Source organism: Pseudarthrobacter sp. 1G09 (assembly GCF_050038305.1).
Lineage (GTDB): Bacteria > Actinomycetota > Actinomycetes > Actinomycetales > Micrococcaceae > Arthrobacter > Arthrobacter equi.
Window position 1 is genome coordinate 3,239,236 of sequence record NZ_CP188306.1, and the last position, 22,443, is coordinate 3,261,678.

The 22,443-nt window shown below is 66.7% G+C and carries 23 protein-coding genes and 1 tRNA gene; 12 read left to right on the plus strand and 12 right to left on the minus strand.

Translation table 11 applies throughout. The features are described from left to right. Positions 1-43: 43 nt before the first annotated feature. Positions 44-1,207, minus strand: a complete 1,164-nt coding sequence (locus tag ACP3TD_RS14930; RefSeq protein ID WP_426763788.1) for a cystathionine gamma-synthase — start codon at positions 1,205-1,207, stop codon at positions 44-46. Between the two features lie 67 nt (positions 1,208-1,274). Continuing rightward, positions 1,275-2,660: a cystathionine beta-synthase gene (locus ACP3TD_RS14935; protein WP_426763789.1), complete on the minus strand. Its 1,386-nt coding sequence runs from the start codon at positions 2,658-2,660 to the stop codon at positions 1,275-1,277. A gap of 59 nt (positions 2,661-2,719) precedes the next feature. Between ACP3TD_RS14935 and ACP3TD_RS14940 the strand changes: the two genes are divergently transcribed. The 3 genes from ACP3TD_RS14940 (at position 2,720) to ACP3TD_RS14950 (ending at position 5,724) form a co-directional block, all read left to right on the plus strand. Beyond that, the gene (locus tag ACP3TD_RS14940; protein WP_426763790.1) at positions 2,720-3,907 is read left to right on the plus strand and encodes an SLC13 family permease; all 1,188 of its coding nucleotides are present in this window, start codon (positions 2,720-2,722) and stop codon (positions 3,905-3,907) included. Positions 3,908-4,109: 202 nt separating this feature from the next. Continuing rightward, positions 4,110-5,120, plus strand: a complete 1,011-nt coding sequence (locus ACP3TD_RS14945; protein WP_426763791.1) for a DNA-3-methyladenine glycosylase family protein — start codon at positions 4,110-4,112, stop codon at positions 5,118-5,120. Between the two features lie 49 nt (positions 5,121-5,169). Then, positions 5,170-5,724, plus strand: coding sequence for a hypothetical protein (locus ACP3TD_RS14950; RefSeq protein ID WP_426763792.1), 555 nt, complete (start codon positions 5,170-5,172; stop codon positions 5,722-5,724). Positions 5,725-5,771: 47 nt separating this feature from the next. Here the strand turns inward: ACP3TD_RS14950 and ACP3TD_RS14955 are convergent, their stop codons facing one another. Beyond that, positions 5,772-7,448 (minus strand): AMP-binding protein, encoded by a 1,677-nt coding sequence (locus tag ACP3TD_RS14955; protein ID WP_426763793.1) that lies wholly within the window; start codon positions 7,446-7,448, stop codon positions 5,772-5,774. Positions 7,449-7,550: 102 nt separating this feature from the next. On the opposite strand from ACP3TD_RS14955, the gene ACP3TD_RS14960 reads away from it, so the two are divergent. After that, positions 7,551-7,829 (plus strand): putative quinol monooxygenase, encoded by a 279-nt coding sequence (locus ACP3TD_RS14960; protein ID WP_091722150.1) that lies wholly within the window; start codon positions 7,551-7,553, stop codon positions 7,827-7,829. A gap of 67 nt (positions 7,830-7,896) precedes the next feature. On the opposite strand, the gene ACP3TD_RS14965 is transcribed toward ACP3TD_RS14960, so the two are convergent. Then, entirely contained in the window at positions 7,897-8,319 is a 423-nt protein-coding gene (locus tag ACP3TD_RS14965) for a thioredoxin family protein (RefSeq protein ID WP_015937931.1), read from the minus strand. Between the two features lie 146 nt (positions 8,320-8,465). Between ACP3TD_RS14965 and ACP3TD_RS14970 the strand changes: the two genes are divergently transcribed. Together ACP3TD_RS14970 and ACP3TD_RS14975 are read left to right on the plus strand one after the other, a co-directional pair. Next, complete coding sequence (locus ACP3TD_RS14970; RefSeq protein ID WP_426763794.1) at positions 8,466-9,389, plus strand: ABC transporter ATP-binding protein; 924 nt, start codon at positions 8,466-8,468, stop codon at positions 9,387-9,389. Beyond that, complete coding sequence (locus ACP3TD_RS14975; protein ID WP_426763795.1) at positions 9,386-10,198, plus strand: ABC transporter permease subunit; 813 nt, start codon at positions 9,386-9,388, stop codon at positions 10,196-10,198. Before ACP3TD_RS14970 ends, ACP3TD_RS14975 begins: the two co-directional genes overlap by 4 nt. Before the next feature lie 64 nt (positions 10,199-10,262). On the opposite strand, the gene ACP3TD_RS14980 is transcribed toward ACP3TD_RS14975, so the two are convergent. Beyond that, entirely contained in the window at positions 10,263-10,808 is a 546-nt protein-coding gene (locus ACP3TD_RS14980; protein WP_426763796.1) for an acyl-CoA thioesterase, read from the minus strand. Positions 10,809-10,893: 85 nt separating this feature from the next. Between ACP3TD_RS14980 and ACP3TD_RS14985 the strand changes: the two genes are divergently transcribed. Beyond that, on the plus strand, positions 10,894-11,628 hold the full coding sequence (locus ACP3TD_RS14985) for a potassium channel family protein (protein WP_426763797.1): 735 nt from the start codon (positions 10,894-10,896) through the stop codon (positions 11,626-11,628). A 345-nt stretch (positions 11,629-11,973) separates the two neighbouring features. Next, complete coding sequence (locus tag ACP3TD_RS14990; RefSeq protein ID WP_426763798.1) at positions 11,974-12,972, plus strand: LysM peptidoglycan-binding domain-containing protein; 999 nt, start codon at positions 11,974-11,976, stop codon at positions 12,970-12,972. A 102-nt stretch (positions 12,973-13,074) separates the two neighbouring features. Here ACP3TD_RS14990 and ACP3TD_RS14995 read toward each other — a convergent pair whose 3' ends face one another. From ACP3TD_RS14995 to ACP3TD_RS15005, 3 genes are all read right to left on the minus strand, one after another. After that, entirely contained in the window at positions 13,075-13,500 is a 426-nt protein-coding gene (locus tag ACP3TD_RS14995) for a CBS domain-containing protein (protein WP_045729515.1), read from the minus strand. A 198-nt stretch (positions 13,501-13,698) separates the two neighbouring features. Next, positions 13,699-13,780 (minus strand) — tRNA-Tyr (locus ACP3TD_RS15000). A gap of 178 nt (positions 13,781-13,958) precedes the next feature. Then, positions 13,959-14,213 carry a hypothetical protein gene (locus ACP3TD_RS15005; protein WP_056075580.1) on the minus strand — a complete coding sequence of 85 codons (255 nt, stop codon included), beginning with the start codon at positions 14,211-14,213 and terminating at the stop codon, positions 13,959-13,961. A 183-nt stretch (positions 14,214-14,396) separates the two neighbouring features. Here ACP3TD_RS15005 and ACP3TD_RS15010 point away from each other — a divergent pair, with 183 nt between their 5' ends. Beyond that, positions 14,397-14,888 carry a YajQ family cyclic di-GMP-binding protein gene (locus ACP3TD_RS15010; protein ID WP_056075583.1) on the plus strand — a complete coding sequence of 164 codons (492 nt, stop codon included), beginning with the start codon at positions 14,397-14,399 and terminating at the stop codon, positions 14,886-14,888. A gap of 186 nt (positions 14,889-15,074) precedes the next feature. Here the strand turns inward: ACP3TD_RS15010 and htpX are convergent, their stop codons facing one another. Then, entirely contained in the window at positions 15,075-15,944 is an 870-nt protein-coding gene (htpX, locus tag ACP3TD_RS15015) for a zinc metalloprotease HtpX (RefSeq protein ID WP_426763799.1), read from the minus strand. Positions 15,945-15,972: 28 nt separating this feature from the next. Next, on the minus strand, positions 15,973-17,244 hold the full coding sequence (locus ACP3TD_RS15020; protein WP_426763800.1) for an MFS transporter: 1,272 nt from the start codon (positions 17,242-17,244) through the stop codon (positions 15,973-15,975). Between the two features lie 117 nt (positions 17,245-17,361). Here ACP3TD_RS15020 and ACP3TD_RS15025 point away from each other — a divergent pair, with 117 nt between their 5' ends. The 3 genes from ACP3TD_RS15025 to ACP3TD_RS15035 all read left to right on the plus strand — a co-directional run bounded on the left by ACP3TD_RS15025 (position 17,362) and on the right by ACP3TD_RS15035 (position 20,144). Continuing rightward, a complete protein-coding gene (locus ACP3TD_RS15025; protein ID WP_314214103.1) occupies positions 17,362-17,847 on the plus strand; it encodes a Fur family transcriptional regulator in 486 nt (161 codons plus the stop codon). Positions 17,848-17,854: 7 nt separating this feature from the next. After that, the gene (locus ACP3TD_RS15030; protein ID WP_426763801.1) at positions 17,855-19,336 is read left to right on the plus strand and encodes a catalase; all 1,482 of its coding nucleotides are present in this window, start codon (positions 17,855-17,857) and stop codon (positions 19,334-19,336) included. Positions 19,337-19,508: 172 nt separating this feature from the next. Continuing rightward, positions 19,509-20,144 (plus strand): DUF2461 domain-containing protein, encoded by a 636-nt coding sequence (locus ACP3TD_RS15035; protein ID WP_426763802.1) that lies wholly within the window; start codon positions 19,509-19,511, stop codon positions 20,142-20,144. Positions 20,145-20,147: 3 nt separating this feature from the next. Here ACP3TD_RS15035 and ACP3TD_RS15040 read toward each other — a convergent pair whose 3' ends face one another. Next, positions 20,148-20,747, minus strand: coding sequence for a TetR/AcrR family transcriptional regulator (locus ACP3TD_RS15040; protein WP_426763803.1), 600 nt, complete (start codon positions 20,745-20,747; stop codon positions 20,148-20,150). 89 nt (positions 20,748-20,836) lie between these two features. Continuing rightward, the gene (locus tag ACP3TD_RS15045) at positions 20,837-22,384 is read right to left on the minus strand and encodes an amino acid permease (RefSeq protein WP_426763804.1); all 1,548 of its coding nucleotides are present in this window, start codon (positions 22,382-22,384) and stop codon (positions 20,837-20,839) included. Positions 22,385-22,443 lie beyond the last annotated feature (59 nt).

Consider the following 22,443-nt stretch of genomic DNA (forward strand, 5'->3'; position numbering starts at 1 on the left):
CCTAGCTGACTTCTTTCAAGAAAGCCAGACTCTCCGTGGTGCTTCAGGGGATTGCGGAGAAGGCCTGCTCCAGGTCGGCCACCAGATCCTCTTTGTCCTCAATGCCGCAGGAAAGTCGCAGCAGGTTCACCGGCACGGCAAGCTCGGTGCCCTTCACCGAAGCGTGCGTCATTTCGGACGGGTAGTTCATCAGCGATTCGATGCCGCCCAGGGACTCGGCCAGCGTGAACACCGAGGTGGATTCGGCCACCTTCCGGGCAGCCGCCTCGCCGCCCTTGAACTGTACGGACACCATGCCGCCGAAGCTCCGCATCTGCCTGCTGGCCAGCTCGTGGCCGGGGTGGGATGGCAGGCCCGGGTACAGGACAGCTTCCACCTCCGGGCGTTCCAGCAGCCATTCGGCCACGGCCTGGCCGTTCTCGCTGTGCCGGTCCATCCGCACGCCCAGGGTCTTCAGGCCGCGGGTGGTGAGGAACGCGTCCATCGGCCCGGACACTGCACCCACGGCGAACTGCACGAAGCCGATCTTTTCCGCCAGCTCCGCATCCTTGACCACGACGGCGCCGCCCACCACGTCGGAGTGGCCGCCGATGTACTTCGTGGTGGAGTGGACCACGACGTCGGCACCCAGGGCGAGCGGGTTCTGCAGGTAGGGAGACGCGAAGGTGTTGTCGACCACCAGGAGGGCGCCGGCGTCGTGCGCTATGTCCGCGAGCGCGGCGATGTCCGTGATCTTCATCAGGGGGTTGGACGGGGTCTCCACCCACACGAAGCGGGTTTTGTTGGCGGCGACGGCGCTGCGGACGGTATCCAGGTTGGCCATGTCCACCGGGGTGTTGCCGATGCCCCAGTCGCCCAGAACGCGGCTGATCAGCCGGTACGTGCCGCCATAGGCATCGTTGCCGAGCACGATGTGGTCACCGGGCCGGGTGAGGGCCCGGATCAGGGCGTCCTCAGCCGCCAGGCCCGAGCTGAAGCTGTAGGCGTGGGTTCCCAGTTCCAGTGCCGCCAGCTGTTCCTGCAGGGCGTCCCGGGTGGGGTTGCCGCCGCGCCCGTACTCGTAGCCGGCCCGGAGGTTGCCGATGCCGTCCTGCGCGTACGTCGAGCTGAAGTGCAGCGGCGGAACCACCGCGCCCGTGCGGGGCTCGAAGGCCTGGCCGGCATGCACCGCGCGGGTGTTGAAACCTTGGTTTTCCTGCAGGGACATGGTGCTCCTTCGTGTGTCTGGTTTCGACGGGCCCAGCCACCGCCGGCGGCCGGGCCAACTGCCGGGATTAGTTGCTGAGGTACGCCAGAAGGTCGTGCCGGGTGAGGATGCCGATGGGGGCGCCCACGAACGTGACCATGACGGTGTCCACGTCGGAGAGCAGCTCGCGGGCCGCCGAGATGCTTTCCAGCGATCCGATGACGGGCAGCTTGGGGCCCATGTGTTCGGCGATCTTGTCCGTCAGCTTGGCTTCGCCGCGGAAGAGCTTGGCCGTCAGGGTGCGTTCGTCCACGGCGCCGAGGACCTCACCCATCACCACCGGGGGTTCCTGCGAGAGCACCGGGATATGGCTGACGCCGAACTCGTTCATGATGTTGATGACGTCGCGGACCGACTCGTTGGGGTGGATGTGCACCAGGTCCGGCAATTCACCGTTCTTGGACTTGATGACCTCGCCCACGGAGGTTTCCTCGCCGCCGGACAGGAAGCCGTACGAGCGCATCCACTGGTCGTTGAAGATCTTGGCGAGGTAACCGCGCCCGGAGTCGGGCAGGATCACGACGACGACAGCTGATTCGGGGAGGTCCCTCGCCGCCTGCAGGGCGGCCACCACGGCCATCCCCGACGAGCCGCCCACCAGGAGCCCTTCTTCGCGGGCCAGCCGGCGGGTCATGGCGAAGGAGTCTGCGTCTGTGACGGCGATGACCTGGTCCGGGACGGACTTGTCGTAGTTCGCCGGCCACATGTCCTCGCCCACGCCCTCGACGAAGTACGGCCGGCCGGTACCGCCCGAGTAGACCGAACCCGACGGATCCGCTCCGATGATCCGGACCACGCCGCCGTCGGACTCGGGACGGTCCGCCGAAACCTCCTTGAGGTAGCGGCCGGTGCCGGTGATGGTGCCGCCGGTGCCCGCCCCGATGACCACATGGGTGACCTTGCCGTCGGTGTCATGCCAGATCTCCGGACCGGTGGTCTTGTAGTGGCTGCCCGGCGCTGCCGGGTTGGAGAACTGGTCCGGTTTGTAGGCGCCCGGCGTTTCGCGGACCAGCCGGTCCGAGACGCCGTAGTAGCTCTGCGGGCTGTCCGGCGGCACGGCGGTGGGGGTGACCACAACCTCGGCGCCGTATGCCTGCAGGACCGCCCGTTTGTCCTCGCCCACCTTGTCCGGGACCACGAAGATGCACTTGTAGCCCTTTTGCTGTGCCACGAGTGCCAGGCCCACCCCGGTGTTGCCGGAGGTGGGTTCGATGATGGTGCCGCCGGGCTGCAGTTTGCCTTCCCGCTCGGCGTCCTCAACCATCTGCGCCGCGATGCGGTCTTTGATGGACCCGCCGGGGTTCAGGTACTCAACTTTCACCAGGACGGTGGCGCTGATGCCCTCGGTCACGTGGTTGAGTTTGATGAGCGGGGTGTTGCCGATGAGGTCCAGGATGGACTGGGCGTACTTCATAGGTATAAAGCTACCGCTTCCTGCACGCGCCACCCGGCCCGGGGTGCGACGATAAGGCGGTGAAGCAGTTCGCATGGGCCAAGGCTGCCCGCAGTTACCTGCTGCCCGGTGCCGCGCTGGCGGCAGGCCTGGCAGCCCTGGCCGCAGGCATACTCCCCCTGCCGGCGTTCAGTGAACTGGCCGGACGGACGGTGCCCATCCTGGGCTTTGTCCTGGCCATGTCCCTGGTCACCGAACTGGTGGACGAGGCCGGGCTCTTCCGGGCGGTGACGGGAAGGCTCGCAGCCCTGGGCCGGGGCAGGGTGTTCACGCTGTGGCTGCTGGTGATCGCACTGGCCACCGTGTCCACGGTCTTCCTGTCCCTGGACACCACCGCCGTGCTGGTGACGCCGGTGGTGGTCCTCCTGGCCAAGCACGCCGGAATTCCGCCGCTGCCGTTCGCCCTGACCAGCATCTGGCTGGCCAATACGGCCTCGCTGCTGCTGCCCGTCTCCAACCTGACCAACCTGCTGGCCCAGGAGCGGCTGGGACTGAGCCCGGTGCAGTTTGCCGGGCTGGTGTGGGCGCCTGCAGTGGTGGGCTTGCTGGTCCCCCTTGTCCTGCTGTGGCTGGCGTTCCGGCGCGACCTCCGGGGGAAGTACCGGCCACGGCCCGTCAGCCCGGCCCGGGACCGGACCCTGCTGGCGATAGCCGCGGCCACGCTGCTGGTCCTGCTGCCGGCGCTGGTGTCCGGCCTGCCGGTCCAGTACCCGGCGCTTGCCGCGGCGGCTTTCCTCATGGCTGTGTTCGCCTGGCGCCGGCCGGCGGCGTTGAAGTGGTCCATGGTGCCGTGGCGGCCCCTGATGCTGACGGCCGGGCTGTTCATGCTGATGGAAGCCCTGCATGCCAACGGCCTTACCGCCCTGCTTGATGGCGTGGCAGGTTCCGGCGAGGACCTTCCCGCGCTCCTTCAACTGGCCGGGGTGGGGGCGGGCGCTGCGAACGTGGCCAACAACCTGCCGGCCTACCTCGCCCTGGAACCCGTGGCTGACTCCCCCGCCCGGCTGGCCGCGCTCCTGATCGGGGTCAACCTTGGGCCACTGGTAAGCCCGTGGGCATCCCTGGCCACGCTGCTGTGGCACGAGCGGCTCCGCGTGCTGAACGTCCCCGTCAGGTGGGGCGGCTTCGCGCTGGCCGGGATCGTGGCGGTGCTGCTGACGCTCCCCCTTGCCGTCCTGGCCTTGTGGTCCGTGTCAGGGATGCACTGAGGCTCAGGCGCCTGCCGTTAGAACTCTGCTGCCCGTCCGCGGTCGTCCGCGGGGATTTCGAAATGCACTACTCCGCCCATGGCGTCTTCCTGCCCTTCCCGGCCGGGCGCGTGGCGGCTCCGCGCTTCACGCTGGATTCCAGCCCGGCCCGTCTCCGCTGATAAGGGACTGCCATGTCGCAGGGCCGTGGGACGATTAAGGCATGACCATCGCAGCAGCACCTCCCCGGCTTGCCGCCGGCGCGGACGTGTCCCTGTGCTGGTACCCGGAGGGCTCCTACAGCCTGGCCCGCACCCTTGGCCCGCTGCTGCGGGGCTACAGTGACCCCTCCTTCAGCGTCCAGGGAGATGTCATCTGGAACGCGTTCACCACGCCGGACGGGCCGGCCACGCTGCGGCTCAGCCCGGTGGGGGGTACTGCTGCCGGAACGCACGACGACGGCCCCCGGGCCCCTGCCCGGGTGGACGTCCAGGCGTGGGGACCGGGCGCCGAACTGGCAGCACGGGCAGCTCCCAGGCTGATGGGCGCAGATGACGACTGGTCCGGCTTCGACGAGCCGGAATTCCACGCCACACTGCCCCGGATGGTCCGCGAAGCCCGGCGCCGGAGCCAGGCGCTGCGGCTCCCCGCCAGCGGCCGGATGGTCGACCAGCTGGTGCCCATCATCCTGGAGCAGAAGGTCACGGTCATCGAAGCCCGGCGGGGGTACCGGTACCTGGCGCAGCGGTACGGAACGCCTGCGCCGAAGGCCGGCACGTCAACACCCAAAGGTCTGCTGGTGCCGCCCACGGCCATGCAATGGCTGCAGGTCCCCAGCTGGGACTGGCACAAGGCCGGCGTGGGACCCCAGCGTTCGGCCACGGTCATGCGGGCGTTGCGCTCCGCCGCCGCGCTTGAACGGCTGGCCGGGCTGCCGGCGGCCGAGGCCGGACTGAAGATGCAGACCATCCCGGGCATCGGGATCTGGACGGCGGCTGAGGTGGTGCAGCGGACCCACGGCTGCCCGGACTCCATCGCCGTGGGTGACTACCACCTCGCGGCCTACGTGGGGGCGGCCCTGACCGGACGCCGGACCGACGACGCCGGCATGCTCCGCCTGCTCGAGCCCTGGAACGGGCAGCGGCAGCGGGTAGTACGGATGATCCAGAGCACCGGCTTCCGCAAGCCGACCTTTGGCCCCCGGATGACCATCCAGGACCACCGCGGGCACTAGCCACCGGACTGAACGCGTAAGACGGCCCGCAGGTGGGTAAGGTTCCCGGATGGATGCGGCAACGAATGCGACCCCCGGTACCAACGAGCCAGAAGAGGACAGCCATGTCCAGCTTCAACTGGCCATCTTCGACGTCACCCGGGATGCGGAGGGCAACGACCTGGAGGAGATCAAGGCGAGGCTCCAGGCAGAATTCGCCCGCCGTGGCGTCCAGTCCCCGCCGGCCACCTGGCTGGACTCGGTGGCGTCCGCCGCGTTCTACGGGAAGCCGTATATCGTGGACCTCCCCTCCGCGCTGGCCGCCGATGATGCCGTGCCCGCGCCCACCGAGGGGGTGAGGGAACAGCTCGAACTGCGGCGGGAGCTCCGGAACGAAAAGCTGCCCCCGGGCATCCTCCCCGCCGCGTCCGAATGGAAGCTGTCGCCGGACGAGGTGACCACGGCCGAACCCGCCCCATCGCCGGGCGGGCGTCCCGCCCACGGCACGGAAGGGAACGCCGCCGGCTTCCGCCCGCTGCTCGTGGCAGCCGCGCTCGCCGCCGCCGTCGTCCTGGCGTTTGCCGCGGCACGGTCAACCCGCCGAGGCGCCCGCCGGACAAGGTAGGCCGCCTCGCGCAAAGGTAGGGATGCGCGGCAGGGACCAAGGACGGGTTACAGGCCCAGCCGGGCCACCGCTTCCTGCCGCATCTCCACCTTGCGGATCTTCCCCGAGACCGTCATGGGAAAGCTGCTGCGGATCTCGACGTAGCGGGGCACCTTGTAGTGGGCCAGCTGCCCGCGGCAGAAGTCGGCCACCGCCGCAGCGTCCAGCGGTTCGGCGCCGGACTTGAGGATGATGCAGGCCATCAGTTCCTCACCGTATTTTTCGTCCGGTACCCCGATCACCTGGACGTCCTGGACCGCCGGGTGGGTGTAGAGGAATTCCTCGATTTCACGGGGGTAGATGTTCTCGCCGCCGCGGATCACCATGTCCTTGATCCGGCCCTCCACCAGCACGTAGCCGTCGGCGTCCATCCGGGCGAGGTCTCCGGTGTGCATCCAGCCCTCGGCGTCGATGGCCTCCGCGGTCTTGTCAGGCTGGTTCCAGTACCCGTCCATCACCGCGTAGCCGCGCGTGCAGAGTTCGCCGATCTCCCCGTGCTCCATAACGGCGCCGGACGCGGGGTCCACGATCTTGCTCTCCAGGTGCGGCATGGTCCGGCCCACCGTTTCGGTCCGGTGCTGCAGGGTGTCGCCCTTGCGCGTCATGGTGGACACCGGCGACGTCTCGGTCATGCCGTAGCAGATGGCCACGTCCGTCATGTTCATGTCCGCGATGACGCGGTTCATCACCTCGATGGGGCACAGCGAACCCGCCATCACCCCGGTGCGCAGCGTGGAGAGGTCGTACGAGGCGAAATCGGGCAGCGCAAGCTCGGCGATGAACATGGTGGGTACCCCGTACAGGGACGTGCCGCCGAAATCCTGTACCGCCTCAAGCGCCGCGGCCGGTGAGAACCCGCGGCCCGGGATGATGGTGGCGGCGCCGTGGCTCAGGGCGTTGAGGTTGCCGATCACCATCCCGAAGCAGTGGTAGAACGGCACCGGGATCACCACACGGTCGTGCTCGGTGTAGCCCAGCAGTTCCCCGATGGCGAAGCCGTTGTTCAGGATGTTGTGGTGCGTGAGGGTGGCGCCCTTGGGGAAACCCGTGGTGCCGGAGGTGTACTGCAGGTTGATGGGATCGTGCGGGTCCAGTTCCGCCATCCGCGCCTTCAAGGCGGAGTGCCCGACGGCGTCAGCCCGCTTGAGCAGCTCGGCGTACGTCTGCTCCGCGTCGCTGAGCGGGGACACGGCGTCGTCCACATCCCCGCCCGGAACCGGCAGGAACACCAGTTCCCGCAGCTCCGGACAGCCGGCGAGCGCCTGCCGGGCCATGCCCACATAATCGCTGTTGGTGTCCGAGGGCGCGGTCACGAGGGTGCGCATCCCGTTCTGCTTCACCACGAATTCAAGCTCGTGGCTGCGGTACGCCGGGTTCACGTTGACCAGGATGGCTCCCACCTTCGCGGTGGCGTACTGCAGCAGCGTCCATTCGGCGCAGTTGGGGCTCCAGATGCCCACCCGCTCCCCCTTGGCCACGCCCAGGGCGAGGAGCGCGCGGGCCAGCCGGTCGACGTCGTCGTTCATCTTGCTGTAGCTCCAGCGGCGCGCGTCGGCGCCCGGTACCGGGGCCGCCTCGATCAGGGCGTCGTGGTACGGGAACCTGGCGGCCACCCGCTCGAAGTTCGCACCAATGGTCTCCTCGAGCAGCGGAACGTCAGTGTCCCCGGCTGTGTAAGCACGCATGCAGGCACGCTACCAACAGGGAGGCGCCAATGACAGCATCCGGATCGCATGTCCGCCGCAACACGGCGGGAAGCGGCGCCGTTGCCCGGTATTGTGAAATCCATGAGTGCACCGATCGACCTGCAGGCAACGTTCATCCCCAACGAGGGCGAGTTCTTCCGCGTGAAGCTGGCCCTGGAAATAGCCATCGACGAGGTGGTGAACGAGCCGGGCTGCATCCGCTACGAACTGACGGAAGCCACAGAGGAAAAGCTGGTGCTGACCGAACAGTGGGCCTCCGAGGAGGACCTGGCCAAGCATTCGAAGGGCACCGCGGTGCAGGACCTCAACGAATCGCTGAGCGCACTGCTGGCTGAGCCCGTCAAGGTGGAACGCGTCTAGCAGGCCTCTGAAACCAAAAGAGCGGGACCTCCCTGTAGGAGGTCCCGCTCTTTGATTTAAGGATTATTTACAGGTCCGGGATCTGCGAGCCGTCTTGGGGACCTGAGGGCTTGGCCGCGGCTGAAGCCTCTTCGCGCTGCTTGGCCACGTGGGCGTGGACTTCCTCCATGTCCAGGGCCTTCACGGCGTCCACCACCTGCTCCAACTGCTGGGCGTTCAGCGCGCCGGGCTGGGAGAACACCAGCACCTTTTCGCGGAAGGCCATCAGTGTGGGGATGGAGGAAATGCCTGCCTCCGCGGCGAGCTGCTGCTCGGCTTCGGTGTCCACCTTGGTGAAGAGGACGTCCGGGTGCTTCTCGGAAACAGCCGAGTACGTGGGCCCAAACTGCTTGCAGGGGCCGCACCATTCTGCCCAGAAGTCGACCAGGACAATGTCGTTGCCTTCGATCGTCGATGCGAACTGTTCACCTGTGATGTCAAGGGTAGCCATGGAACAACGGTACGCGTGACGCCGCCGCCGTGCGTGGCTGTTCGCTGCACGCGTCATCGGGAATAACCCAGCCCTGCACATGTACACGGCCGCTCCGTGGGCTTACCCTTGGTCATCAGCCCCGCAGCGGCACCCGGGAGGGCACCATGGACATCGCGGTTTCCGCGCGTTTCCTGACCAAGAGCTTTGGCCGCCGCGAAGTGCTGCACGGCGTCGACTTTGAGGTGCAGGCGGGCAGTGTTTTCGGTGTGATCGGCCCCAACGGCGCAGGCAAGACCACCACCATGCGCTGCCTCCTGGACATTATCCGGCCCAACGGCGGTGAGGTGCGGGTCCTGGGCCAGGACCCCCGGGCAGGCGGGCCGGACCTGCGCCGCCGCATCGGCTACCTCCCGGGCGAGCTCTTCCTTGAAGGCAGAGTGACGGGGCGGAAGCTGCTGTCCCACTATGAGGCGGTCAGCGGGCCGGTGCCGCCTGGCAGGATTGATGAACTCGCCGAGCGGCTGGACCTCGACCTGGACCGGCACACCCGCAAGCTGTCCAAGGGCAACAAGCAAAAACTCGGCCTGGTGCAGGCCTTCATGCACGAGCCGGAATTGCTGGTGCTGGACGAACCCACCAGCGGGCTGGACCCCCTGATCCAGCAGGAGTTCCATGCCATGTTGCGCGAGGCCCGCCATAACGGCCAGACCGTTTTCCTCAGCTCCCACGTCCTTAGCGAGATCCAGCAGACCGCTGACACGGTGGCCATCCTCCGCGACGGCCGCATCATCGCCGTCGAATCCGTGACCGGGCTGCGGGAAAGCGCAGTGCGGCACCTCCGCTTCACGGCCTCCCACACAACGGCGCCCGACGCCGTGGCGCTGCTCACGGCGGTGCCAGGCATCGGGAACATCGAGGTACTCGAGTCCAACGGTGGGGTCACCCTGGCCGCAGTCCTCGAGGGCGCCATCCAGCCACTGCTCCATGCGCTGGGACGGCTTGAGCTGACCGACCTGGTGCTGGAGGAGCCAGACCTTGAGGAGTCCGTGCTGAAGATGTACGCCACGCCACGGAAGGAAGTCCGGTGAGGCATCCCGCGGGTACCAGGCTTCCGCTGTTCCGGCGGGCCTTCTTCGACTCGTGGCGCTCCACCCTTGCCTGGGCGGCCGGGCTCGCTGCGGCGGCGTTCCTGTACCTCCCGCTGTACCCCTCCATCGGCGGCAGCGAGCAGATGCAGGAAATGATCAACGCCCTGCCGGCGGAGATGACCCGTGCCCTGAACTACGACCAGATTGCCTCCGGGCCCGGCTACACGCAGGCCACTTTGTTCGGGCTGATCGGTTTCCTGCTCATGAGCATCGCCACGGTGGCCTGGGGCGCTGCTGCCGTGGGCGGCGATGAGGAGTCGGGACAGCTTGAACTGACGCTGGCCCATGGCGTGCGGCGGGTGCAGGTAGTCCTGGAACGCGCGCTGGCGCTGCTGTTGCGGGTGCTGGTGCTGGCCGCCCTGGCTTTCGTCATCGTCACCCTGCTGAACGGCCCATCGCAGCTGGATATCGACCCCGCCAACCTCTTCGGCGCCGTGGTGCTGTTCGCCGGGCTTGGCCTGCTCACGGGGACCTCGGCGCTGTTCGTGGGCGCAGCGACCGGACGCCGCACATACGGGCTTGCGGCAGGAGCGGCGGTGGCCGTGCTCGGCTACGTCTTCAACGCCGTCGGCCGGCAAAGTCCGGACGTGGAGTGGCTGCTCAAGGTCAGCCCCTACCACTGGGCCTACGGCAACTCCCCCATGGTCAACGGGGCCGACTGGGCTGCTGCCGGGTGGCTATGGGGAATCTCCGCGGCACTGGTGGTGCTGGCCGCCGTCGCCCTTGAACAGCGCGACGTCGGCGCGTAGCCGGCACCGCTGGTTCAGAACCCGTTACGGGCTGGCGCTCAGGGCAGGCATTTGGGGCAAGGCGTTACGGCCAGGCGTGCGGAGCCGGCGTGCGGCTTCCGGGCAGCTGGCTGGATTCGCGCCATTCGTGGATCCACTCGGGCAGCACCAGGTCCGCGGGCGGCTGGCCGAACTCGCGGAGGATCTCCTCCTGGCTGACCGGACCGGACCTGCTGACCAGGCGGGTGGCGATGTAGGCACGCGCGTAAATCTCGCCGTCGGCCACCATCCGCTGTTCGAAGAAGATGGCCTTGGTGTCCAGCCCGATGATCCGGGTTTCGATGGTGTACTGCTGCCACAGCTGCAGGGACTTGCGGAAGGCGATGGTCTCGGCCGCCACCACCGGACTCCAGCCACGCCGCCGCATCCGCGACCATACGCTGCTGCGCACCATCAGGTCGAACCGGCCCAGGTCCATGAGGGACAGGTACATGCCGTTGTTGACGTGCATGGCGATATCGATGTCCGTGGGCAGGGCCCGCAGCGGCAGGGAAGCACTGTCCCATACGGTGAGCGGACGGCGGCGGGCTGAACGGAACAGCAGGAGCAGGGTCCTCAGGAGAAGGTGCATGACTCGATGTTACCCGCTGGTAACTTTGCTGGGGCCGGCCGGTCTGGAGGTCACTGACGCCGGCCGTGCACGTAGGATTTCCAGCATGACGCACCAACGCTACCGGGACCTGGCTGAATGGCCGCTGATGGGCACGGCGCTCATCTTCCTGGCAGCCTACGCGTGGCAGGTGATCGGCCGCCTTGAAGGCAGCGGCGCGAGCTGGCTGGAAGCTGTCATGTGGGTCACCTGGATAGTGTTTGCCGTCGACTATGCAGCCAACCTGTGGCTGGCACCCCGCCGGTGGGACTGGTTCGTCCGCAACCTCCACGAACTGCTCATCGTGGCCCTTCCGTTCTTCCGGCCGCTGCGCCTGCTCCGGCTGGTCACGCTGCTGTCCGTGCTCCACCGGACCGTGGGCGAGACCCTGCGGGGACGCGTAGTTACTTACGTGGCCGGTTCCGCAGGAATGCTCGTCTTCGTGGGTGCGCTCGCCGTCCTGGATGTGGAGCAGTCCGCACCGGACGCCAAGATTGTCACCTTCGGAGACGCACTGTGGTGGGCCATCACCACCATCACCACCGTGGGCTACGGCGACCTCTACCCGGTGACCGCGATCGGCCGGTTGGTGGCGGCCGCGCTGATGATGAGCGGAATTGCGGTGCTCGGCGTGGTCACCGCATCGATTGCTTCGTGGCTGGTGCAGCGGGTGGAGGACACGGCGGAGTCAGTGGCCGAGGCCGTCGAGGAACCCGTCCGCGCCGAGGTTGCGGAACTGGTGGCCGAGATCTCCGCACTCCGCCGCGAGATCGCTGAGCTGAAGGAAAACCGGACCCTCTAAACGGTGCCCGCAGGTATGCGGCGGCCGGTTCCTGAGTACGCGGGCCGGCGGCGGCCAAGTAGCGGGCTGGAAAAGTCGGGTAATTCCTACTGATGCCGGGCTGTTCCCCGGCTTCCTAGACTCGGGATTCCTAGGACAGCACCACGCACCGGCAGTTCCCCGGGTTTGCTCCCGGGATCTCCGCCGCCATAAGGAGCCCCCCGCATTTTCTGGGTATGCGGCCGGCCTCATCGCACGCACCGAGCGGGCCCGCTATGGGCGGCTACGGCGCGCCAGATCTTAATTCTTCCTGCCGAAGCCGGCTTTTTGTGCCCGGCTGGCGGGAGCGCACCCGGACGGGCCACCATGAACCAGCCATACGTCACCACCGATCCCAGCAGCAGAAGCTTCGCCACCGACGAACCCCGCGACACCATCACGCCCGGCCGCCCGGCTATCAGCAACAGGCTCTGGGCCGGGATGGCAACTGCGGCAGTAGTGGCGGCCGTGGGGGTAGGAGCCTTAGCAGGCCCATCCACCCCTCTCGCAAGTTCGCCAAACCAGGGCACGACGGCGGCCGGCCAGGTTGCCAATGCCGCACCTGCAGCGCAACCCGCCGCTGCCGGGGACGCACCGCCCGCCTCAGCCGCTTCTGCGGGGCAGGTTTCCGCGGCACCGGCGCCGGCACCCCCGGCCGAGGCCGCCGCACCCGATCCGGTCCCCGCGCCGGCCCTCGAGCCCGCACCTGCACCCGCACCTGCGCCTGCAGCTGATTCCAACCGGTACACGGTGGTGGCGGGCGATACCGTCGGCGCCATTGCCGGCAGGTACGGCGTCGACATGAACGCCATGCTGGCCGCCAACGGGCTGGGTGCCTACAGCATTATCGTTCCCGGGCAGGTCCTCGTGTTGACCGGTCCTGCGGCAGCCGTGGCCGCGGCTGCACCGGTGGCCATCCCTGCAGCAGCCCCGGCACCCGTCGCCGCTGCACCGGCGCCAGCACCGGCTGCCGCACCCGTTGCGCCGGCTGCCCCTGCCGTACGCACCATCTATGTGGCAGGTGCCGGGGGGCAGTCGATGGTGGATGCCTGCATCGGCCCCATCCACTACACCCCGAACGACGGCTACTCGCTCTTCATCACAGAACACGACTTCTGCGGCGGCTGGGCCCGGTTCTCCGGCATCGGCGTCGGCGAGACAGTGAGCATCCCGGGCTACGGCACGTACAAGGTGACAGGCCGGGGCCAGGTCCCCAACCCCGGTACCACAAATGACGTCATCGCCGTTTTCGGCGGCTTCCCCCGGGCCATCCTGCAGACCTGCATTCCGGGGACCAACCAGATGCTGGTGATTGCGCTGAACTGACGGACCGTCAGTCCCACCCGACCCGGTTTCCCAGAAGGTTGTCCGCGGGTCCGAACCGTGAGGGTAAGGATCCGCGGACAAGGCCATGACATGGTGCGCCCGCTACACCCCGTGGCGCTCCGAAATGTGTTCCACCAGTTCGCCTACGCGGTGTTCGGAGTAGTTGCGGGCAATGTCGCCCTGGCTGATGATGCCGACGAGTTTATGGTCGGCGATCACGGGAAGCCTGCGGATCTGGTGCTTTTCCATCATGTCGATGGCGGCATCCACGTTGGCGTCGGCGTCGATCCAGTGCGGCGTGCCGGAGGCGAGCTCGCGGGCCATCACCTGCCCCGGGTCCCGGCCGGCGGCGACGCACTTGAGCACGATGTCGCGGTCGGTGATCATGCCTTTCAGCTTGCCGTCGTCTCCACAGATGGGCAGCGAGCCGCAATCCATGTCCCGCATTGTCCGGGCAGCTTCCACGAGGGACTCATTTTCCTTGATACATCGCGCATCAGTGGTCATGAATTCGCGTACAGCACTCATTGAATCCTCCTTCATCGATGGACTATCGACGCAGGGCATCGGGGCACGTGCGCCGATGGTGCCAGATTACGCCCGGTCCAACACGGATGTCGACGGCGGGCTGCCGCGGCGGATCAGGCGGAAGCTGAAGCGGGAGAAAGTGTCCCGGGGAGCGAAAAAGCCTCCGGAACCTGTTGGTTCCGGAGGCTTCTCCTTGGGTGGCAGATGAGGGATTCGAACCCCCGTAGGCGTTGCCAGCTGATTTACAGTCAGCCCCCTTTGGCCGCTCGGGTAATCTGCCGAACTTCATAAGAAGACCCTGGCTACATTCTGTGAAACACACCTTTTCTGTTTCCAGTCCGGTCCGTTCCGCTTCCAGCAACCGCGGGCAAGACAACTTTACAGAACTTCCGCCCAAGAATCGAATCGGGTGGCCGGACGCCCCGAAAAGCCCGGAACGGCGCGGAAAACGGGGCGCTTCAGGCCTCGCCGGCAATCCTTCCGGCCAGCCTGGCCTCAAACTTAATGGCCTGCTCCTCGGTGATCTGGTTCAGCTGCACGGCCCGCAACAGGTCCTCGCTGACTCCTGCCATGCGGGAGGATGCATCAGCCACCGGACTGAAGACGATGGACGCCGCAACAGCTGCTGCCGCCACGGACGTAGCTGCCGTTGCCACTGCTCCTGCAGCCGCCGAAGTGGTCCGGGTGACGTAACTGACGGCCTTGCGGTGCATGGTGTTCCCTTCGCGACTTTCCACACGTACAACTGTTCCCACCCCGCCTTCGTTCCCTCCGGGTGTCCGCTGAGAGGGAACTGTGAATCTTCGGACCCCCGGTGGGAAGCAACCGTACTAGTCTGGAATGCAGTGAATAGTGCCCTGTCCGCGGACGGGGCTCCAGCCGGAATAAGGAGAGTCATGGCAGGCGAGTCAACGTTCGATGTCGTAAGCAAAGTGGACAAGCAGGAAGTGGCCAACGCCCTCAACCAGGCCCAGAAGGAACTGGCCCAGCGCTACGACTTCAAGGGCGTGGGGGCCGAGGTGGACTTCAGCGGCGAAAAGATCCTCATGAAGGCCAATTCGGAAGAGCGCGTCCTTGCCGTGCTGGATGTCCTGCAGTCGAAGCTGATCCGCCGCGGCATTTCACTGAAGTCCCTGGACACCGGTGAGCCCTACCCCTCGGGCAAGGAGTTCCGCCTGGAGTCCACCATCAAGGAGGGCATCGCGCAGGACCTGGCCAAGAAGATCAACAAGATCATCCGCGACGAAGCGCCCAAGTCCGTCAAGTCCCAGATCCAGGGCGACGAGCTGCGCGTGACGTCCAAGTCCCGCGACGACCTTCAGGCCACCATGGCGCTGCTGAAGGACTTCGACGAAGCTGACCTGCAGTTCGTGAACTTCCGCAGCTGACCGGACTGCGGCCCGTGTGGCCGCCACCGTTATCGACGCGCAGATGTTCTGCCGCTGCGCAAGAAGGCCGGCGTACCCCGCATTCCGGGGGCGCCGGCCTTCTTGCGCGTCATGGACGGACACGCCCATCGCCTGCCTGCCGACCAGTCACCTGCAGGAGACATGCGTCCGACGGCGGGGCGCCGGCTACCGCAGCGGCCGGCCGGCCATGCGTTCCAGCCGCACGATCCGGTCCCGCATGGGCGGGTGGGTGGCGAACAGCTTGTTCATGGCACCGCCGCGGAACGGGTTGGCGATCATCAGGTGTGAGGCGTTGACCAGCCGCTGGTCCGGCGGCAGCGGAACCATGGTGACGCCCCGCTCGATCTTGGCCAGTGCCGAGGCGAGCGCCAGCGGATCTCCCGTGAGCTGCGAACCGTCCTCGTCGGCGTCGTACTCCCTGGTGCGGGAGATGGCCATCTGGATCAGCGACGCCGCAAAGGGCGCCAGCAGGGCCATGGCGATCATGGCCAGCGGGTTGGTGTTGCGCCGGTCGCCACCGCCGAAGAAGAGCAGCATCTGGCCCGCCGAGGTGATGACGCCCGCGACGGCGGCAGCCACCGATGAGGTGAGGATGTCGCGGTTGTAGACGTGCATGAGTTCGTGGCCCAGGACGCCGCGGAGTTCGCGGGCGTCCAGGAGGTGCAGGATGCCTTCGGTGCAGCAGACGGCGGCGTTCTGCGGATTGCGGCCGGTGGCGAAGGCGTTGGGGTTCATGGTGGGCGAGACGTAGATCCGCGGCATGGGCTGGTTGGCCCGGGCCGACAGTTCCCGCACTATTTGGTACAGCTGCGGCGCCTGGGCTTCGGAGACTTCGAAGGCCTGCATGGAACGGATGGCGATCTTGTCGCTGTTCCAGTAGCCGTAGAACGTGGTGCCGACGCCCACGAGCGCCATGATCCAGATGGGCGCCGAGCTGCGCGTCCCCGCCCCGATCAGTGCGCCCAGGGCAAGCAGGACCGCCCAGAGCACTCCGAACAGAGCCGCGGTCTTGAGCCCGTTGTGATGTTTGTGCACGATTCCTCCTCACTAAGGGAACGGATCGCTAGGGAGCCGGGTTCCGCGAATCGTACCGGCGGAAGCCCGGCTGCAGCTTCGCCGCGGTCCAGGCCCCCACGATGCAGAGCAGGCCTCCGAAAAGCAGCACCCAGCCCTCATTGAGGATCTTGGTTGCGCCGCCGGCAAGGAGGTCGCCAACCCGCGGCCCGCCGGCCACCACCACGATGAACACACCCTGCAGCCGGCCGCGCAGGTGGTCCGGCGTGGCCGCCTGGAGGATAGTGTTGCGGAAGACGCTGCTGACCGAATCTGCCACGCCCGCCAGAACGCAGCACAGCGCTGCGGGCAGCAGCCACGGCGTGGCCGTTTCGCCGTCCGCCCTGCCCGCCAGGAGCACCACCAGGCCGAATCCTGCGATGGACGCGCCCCAGCCCATCACGGAGAAAACAACCGCGGTTCCCTGGGCGCGGACCGTGCCCAGCGGCCCGGAGAACAGGCCGGCGAGGAAGGCCCCGACGGCGGTGCAGGCGAGCAGGATACCCACTGTCGCCTCACCGCCGCCGATCATCAGCGCGGCGACGGCTGGGAGCAGGGCACGCGGCTGGGCCAGGATCATGGCCACCAGGTCGATCACGAAGGTCATCCGGAGGTTGGGCCGGGTTCCAAGGAAGCGGAATCCCTCGATGACCGACCTGATCCCCGGTTTGCTGCGGGCACCTGTCGGAGCCAGGGGCGGGAGGCGGTACACGGCCCAAAGGACGAAGGCGAAGCTCGCGAAGTCGATGGTGTAGGTCCACCCGAAACCGATCCAGGCCACCAGGACGCCCGCCAGCAGCGGTCCGGCGGTCATGGCGAGGCCGAACACCAGCATGCTGAGGGCGTTGGCGGCAGGCAGGAGCTCCTTGCGGATGAGCATGGGGATAATGGCACTCCGGGCGGGCTGGTTGATGGCCTGCGCACCGCTCTGCAGCGCCACCAGCAAATAGAGCACCCAGACGCTCCCCACGTGGAGCCATGACTGCAGCGCGATGAGGCCTGTGGTCAGCCACAGCACGGTGGTGGCCAGCAGCGCCACCTTGCGCCGGTCATGCGAGTCTGCGATGGAACCGCCCAGCAGGCCGCCGATAACCAGGGGAACCAGCGCGAAAATGCCCAGCAGGCCCACGTAAAAGCTGTCGTGGGTCAGCCTGTAGACCTCAAGGCCCACCGCCACCAGGGTGAGCTGGCTGCCGACGGCAGAAACTGCCGAACCCAGCCAGAGCCGGCGGAACTCCGGGCTTTCGCGCAGCGGTGTGATGTCGGCCAGCAATTTCCCCACCCTGCCACAGTAGTGGGCCTCCCCTGGCCCGGCCCGCAAAGCCGCAGGTCCGCCGCGCTTTGAAAGTAAGCCACGCCTTATTGTGAGATAGTCAAAATAAGTGGTCTAATGGGTTCCATGACGGAACACTTTGACGGCCAGGACGCTTGGGCTGCAGCCCTGCGTGCCCACGGCCGCAGGGTGACCAAGCAGCGGCTCGCTGTACTCGCCGCCGTCGAAAGCCACCCCCACTCCCCCGCCGAAAGCATCCTGGCTGCAGCCCGCGCCGAGCTTCCGGAACTGACGGCACAGTCCGTCTACGTGGTGCTTGGAGACCTGACGGACCTGCACATGCTCCGCCGGTTTGAGCCACCGCACTCCCCCGCACTGTATGAAACCCGCGTGGGCGACAACCACCACCACGCCATCTGCATCAGTTGCGGACGCGTGGAGGACGTGGACTGCGCCGTCGGCCACGCTCCCTGCCTCACCCCGCACTGGAACCCGGACGCCAAGCCGATGACCATCCAGATCGCCGACGTCATGTACCAGGGCATCTGCCAGGACTGCCAGCAGTCCCAGAAACAAACTTTCAATCCTCCCCTACAGATAAACGAGAAATAGGAGAACAATGACTGCCATTTCGACCACACAGTCAGGTGCACCGGTTACGTCCGATGCCCACTCGAAGTCAGTTGGTGCCGACGGTGCCATCATCCTGACTGACCACTACCTGGTGGAAAAGCTCGCCCAGTTCAACCGCGAGCGGGTTCCGGAGCGCGTAGTGCACGCCAAGGGCGGCGGCGCATTTGGTACGTTCAAGGCCACCGAGGACATCTCCAAGTACACGAAGGCCGCGTTCCTGCAGCCGGGCGCCGAGACCGAGATGCTGATCCGCTTCTCCTCCGTTGCCGGCGAGAACGGCTCCCCCGACACCTGGCGTGACCCGCGCGGCTTCGCCGTGAAGTTCTACACCAGCGAGGGCAACTACGACCTCGTGGGCAACAACACCCCGGTGTTCTTCATCCGCGACGGCATCAAGTTCCCGGACTTCATCCACTCCCAGAAGCGCCTGCCGGGCACCCACCTGCGCGACGCCGACATGCAGTGGGACTTCTGGACCCTGTCCCCCGAGTCCGCCCACCAGGTCACCTGGCTCATGGGTGACCGCGGCCTGCCGGCCTCCTGGCGTGAAATGCAGGGCTACGGCTCGCACACCTACCAGTGGATCAACGCCGAGGGCGAGCGTTTCTGGGTCAAGTACCACTTCAAGTCCAACCAGGGCGTGAGGAACATGACTTCCGACCAGGCAGAAGCACTGGCCGGCTCGGACGCGGACTTCTACATCCGCGACCTGCACGAGAACATCGAAGCCGGCAACCTCCCCTCCTGGGACCTGCACGTCCAGGTCATGCCGTACGAGGATGCCAAGACCTACCGCTTCAACCCGTTCGACCTGACCAAGGTCTGGCCGCACGGCGACTACCCGCTGATCAAGGTGGGCACCATGGAGCTGAACCGGAACCCGGAGAACTACTTCGCGCAGATCGAGCAGGCCACCTTTGCGCCGTCGAACTTCGTGCCGGGCATCGCCGCATCCCCGGACAAGATGCTGCAGGCCCGCATCTTCTCCTACGCTGACGCCCACCGCTACCGCGTTGGCACCAACCACGCCCAGATCCCGGTGAACCAGCCGAAAAACGAGGTCAACAACTACAGCCAGGACGGCCAAGGGCGGTTCCTGTTCAACGCGCCTTCCGTTCCGGTTTACGCCCCGAACACCTTCGGCGGCCCGGCTGCAGTTGAGCCGCAGAACACGGCCGGCGGCTGGGAGAACGACGGCGAGCTGACCCTCGCCGCGCACTCCCTCCACGCTGAGGACGGCGACTTCGTCCAGGCCGGCGCGCTGTACCGCGAGGTCTACGACGAAGCCACCAAGGCCCGCTTCCTCGAAACGATCACCGGTGCCGTGGGCGGCGTGAAGCGCTCCGACATCAAGGAACGCGCCATCCAGTACTGGACCAACGTTGACGCCGAGCTCGGCGCCAAGCTGCGCGCCAACCTGGGTGCTGCACCGGTTTCCGACGCCGAAGCAGCCAATAAGATCGGCTAACAGCCGGTAACGGGGCAAGTCCCCGGTTCTAGCATGAAAGGAACACCCCGCCACGGATTTTTCCGGGCGGGGTGTTCTGCGTTGTGCACATATGCGCCGGCACCTTCTGCATTGTGCACATACGACCGCCGGTCCGCTGTTCCCCGGTGCCTGCCGGTTCTAGGCTCCGTACATGGACACTTTCGCAGGGATTCCGCCGGAGGCCTTCCGCTTCTACGAGGAACTCGAAGACAACAACAACCGTGAGTGGTGGCGGGAGCACAAGTCCACCTATGATTCCGCGGTCCGGGAGCCGCTGGAACTGCTCCTGGCCGGACTTGAGCCGGAATTCGGGCCGGCCAAACTGTTCCGGCCCTACCGGGACGTCCGGTTCTCACAGGACAAATCCCCGTACAAGACCGCCCAGGGCGCCTTCGCCACCCGGCAGGAAGGGGTGGGCTTCTACCTCCAGGTCAGCGCCGACGGCCTGCTGGTGGGCGGCGGCTACCACTCGCACACGCCTGCCCAGCTGGCCCGGTTCCGGGCTGCTGCGGATGCCTCCGCCAGCGGGGCGGGGCTGCAGGACATCGTGGATTCACTGGCCGGCGCCGGGTTCGCCATTGAGGGCGAGAAGCTCAAGACAGTCCCCCGGGGTTTCGGCAAGGACCATCCGCGTGCGGAGCTGCTCAAGCATAAGTCGCTGTCCGCTGGGGTTGAGCTGGGGCAGCCCGGCTGGGCATCCACGGCGGCGGCCAGCGAAGAAATTGCCCGCAGGTGGCGGGAGCTGCGTCCCCTGGTGGAGTGGGTGGGCCGGTACGCCACCCCGTGACGCTTACTGCCCGGCCGCTGCCAGCCGGACCTCGAGGTTGTTGAAGAAGACCGTCAGCATGAGTTCGAAGGCCCGGGTGGCGGCCTCGGGCTCGTTCATCACCACGAAGTCGAACTGCAGCCCGTAGAAAGTGGACGTGAAAAGCCGGGCGTCGGTATCCGCGAATTCTTCCTCGATGCCCTGCACCATCAGCCAGTCACGCGTCTGGTGGTGCAGCATGCGGAAATGCTCCCGGGAGGTCCCGCGGGGTTCCGCCGCCACGATGTCCTGGGCTGCGGCCTCGAACTCCAGGCGGGTCAGGTGCCGGTTGCGCTGGGCCATGGTCCACTGCCAGGAATCGAGGAGGAAAGCGCGCCATGCTGCCCGGTCGATCTCACGGACGTCTGTGCTGCGCAGCCGGTCCAGCCGGGACTCGATGGACACCACAATGTCGTTGATCAGCTGGTCCCTGCTGCCGAAGTGGTACACCAGCACGTAGGAACTCATGCCCAGGCCCTCGGCCAGGCTGCGGAACGTCAGCTGGGTGAGGGTCTTGTCCATGAGGTAGTCCTGGATGGCGCCCAGCAGTTCGGCTTTGCGTTCGGGTCGTGTGGGGCGTGCCATGCATCCATCCTATGAGCGGGCTCCATCCCGGAGCGGGGCATGCGAATGCCCGCCCGGACGGCAGCCGGGCGGGCATTGGCAGGAACAGGTCAGGCGCGGGTGAATTCGTCCTCGTCGCCGGACTTGGACTCGGCGGCACTGCCGTTGACTGCGGCGTTGGCGGCGCTGAACCGCTCGTTGAGGCGTGAGTGCCGCTGGCCGTAGGCGAAGTAGATTGCCAGGCCGATCGCCAGCCAGATGGCGAAGAAGATCCAGGTCTCCACTGCCAGGTTGGTCATCAGGTAGAGGCACAGCACGGCGGAGACCACCGGGAGGACCTTGCCGAAAGGAACCCGGAAGGCCGGCTTCAGGTCGGGGCGCTTGCGGCGGAGCACCAGGATGCCCAGGCTCACCACCACGAAGGCGGAGAGGGTGCCGATGTTGATCATTTCCTCGAGCAGGTCAACGTTGGTCAGGCCGGCCACCAGGGCAACTGCCGCACCGCAGATGATCTGCAGCCGCACCGGGGTGGAGCGCTTGTCGCTGGTTTTGGACAGGGAGCGCGGGAGGAGGCCGTCGCGGCTCATGGCCAGGACCACGCGGGACAGCCCCATGAGGAGCACCATGATCACGGTGGTCAGGCCGATCAGCGATCCGAAAGCGATGACCTTGGCGGCAGAGGTATCACCCACGGCCTCGAAGGCGGTGGTGAGGGTGGGGTTGTCCGCTTCGGCCAGCTGCGTGTAGGACACCATGCCGGTCAGGGCCAGGGAGACGAGGATGTAGAGCAGCGTCACCACGGCCAGGCCGCCGAAGATGCCGCGGGGAAGGGTCTTCTGCGGGTTCTTGACTTCCTCGGCGGAGGTGGCCACCACGTCGAAGCCGATGAAGGCGAAGAACACCAGCGCGGCGCCGGCGAAGATGCCGAGGGTGCCGTACTGCGCCGGTGCTGCACCGGTCAGGAAGCCGAAGAAGGACTGCTTCAGGACGTCTGCGGCACCGGTGCCGCCGGTGGGCTCAGCTGCCGGTACGAAGGGCGCGTAGTTTTCGACCTTGACGTAGGTGAAGCCCACGACGATCACGAAGAGCACGACGCCGATCTTGATCAGGGTGAAGATGTTGCCCACCCGGGCGGAGAGCTTGGTTCCCAGCACCAGCAGCACGGTGAAGATGGCCACGATCAGGAAGGCGCCCCAGTACAGGTCCACGCCGCCGATGGTCAGCGCCGGCGGAATGTCGGCGCCCATCAGGGCGAACACCTTGCTGAGGTAGATCCCCCAGTATTTGGCGATCACTGCCGCGGCCGTGAAAAGCTCAAGAATCAGGTTCCAGCCGATGATCCAGGCGAGGAGCTCACCCATCGTGGCGTAGGTGAACACGTAGGCTGAGCCGGCTACCGGAATGGCGGTGGCGAACTCGGCATAGCACATGATGGCCAGCGCGCAGGTAACGGCAGCGATGGCGAAGGACACGGTGACGGCCGGGCCGGCGAAGTTGGCGGCCGCCTTGGCACCCACGGAGAAGATGCCGGCGCCGACGGCTACAGCGACGCCCATGATCATCAGGTCCCACGTGCTGAGGGAGCGCTTGAGCTTGCGTCCGGGTTCATCGGCGTCGGCGATCGACTGCTCGATGGGTTTGGTCCGGAGAAGGTTCATAGGGATCACAATCCTGATTTGTGAAGGAAATAGACCTATCAACCGTAGTGTCCATCCAG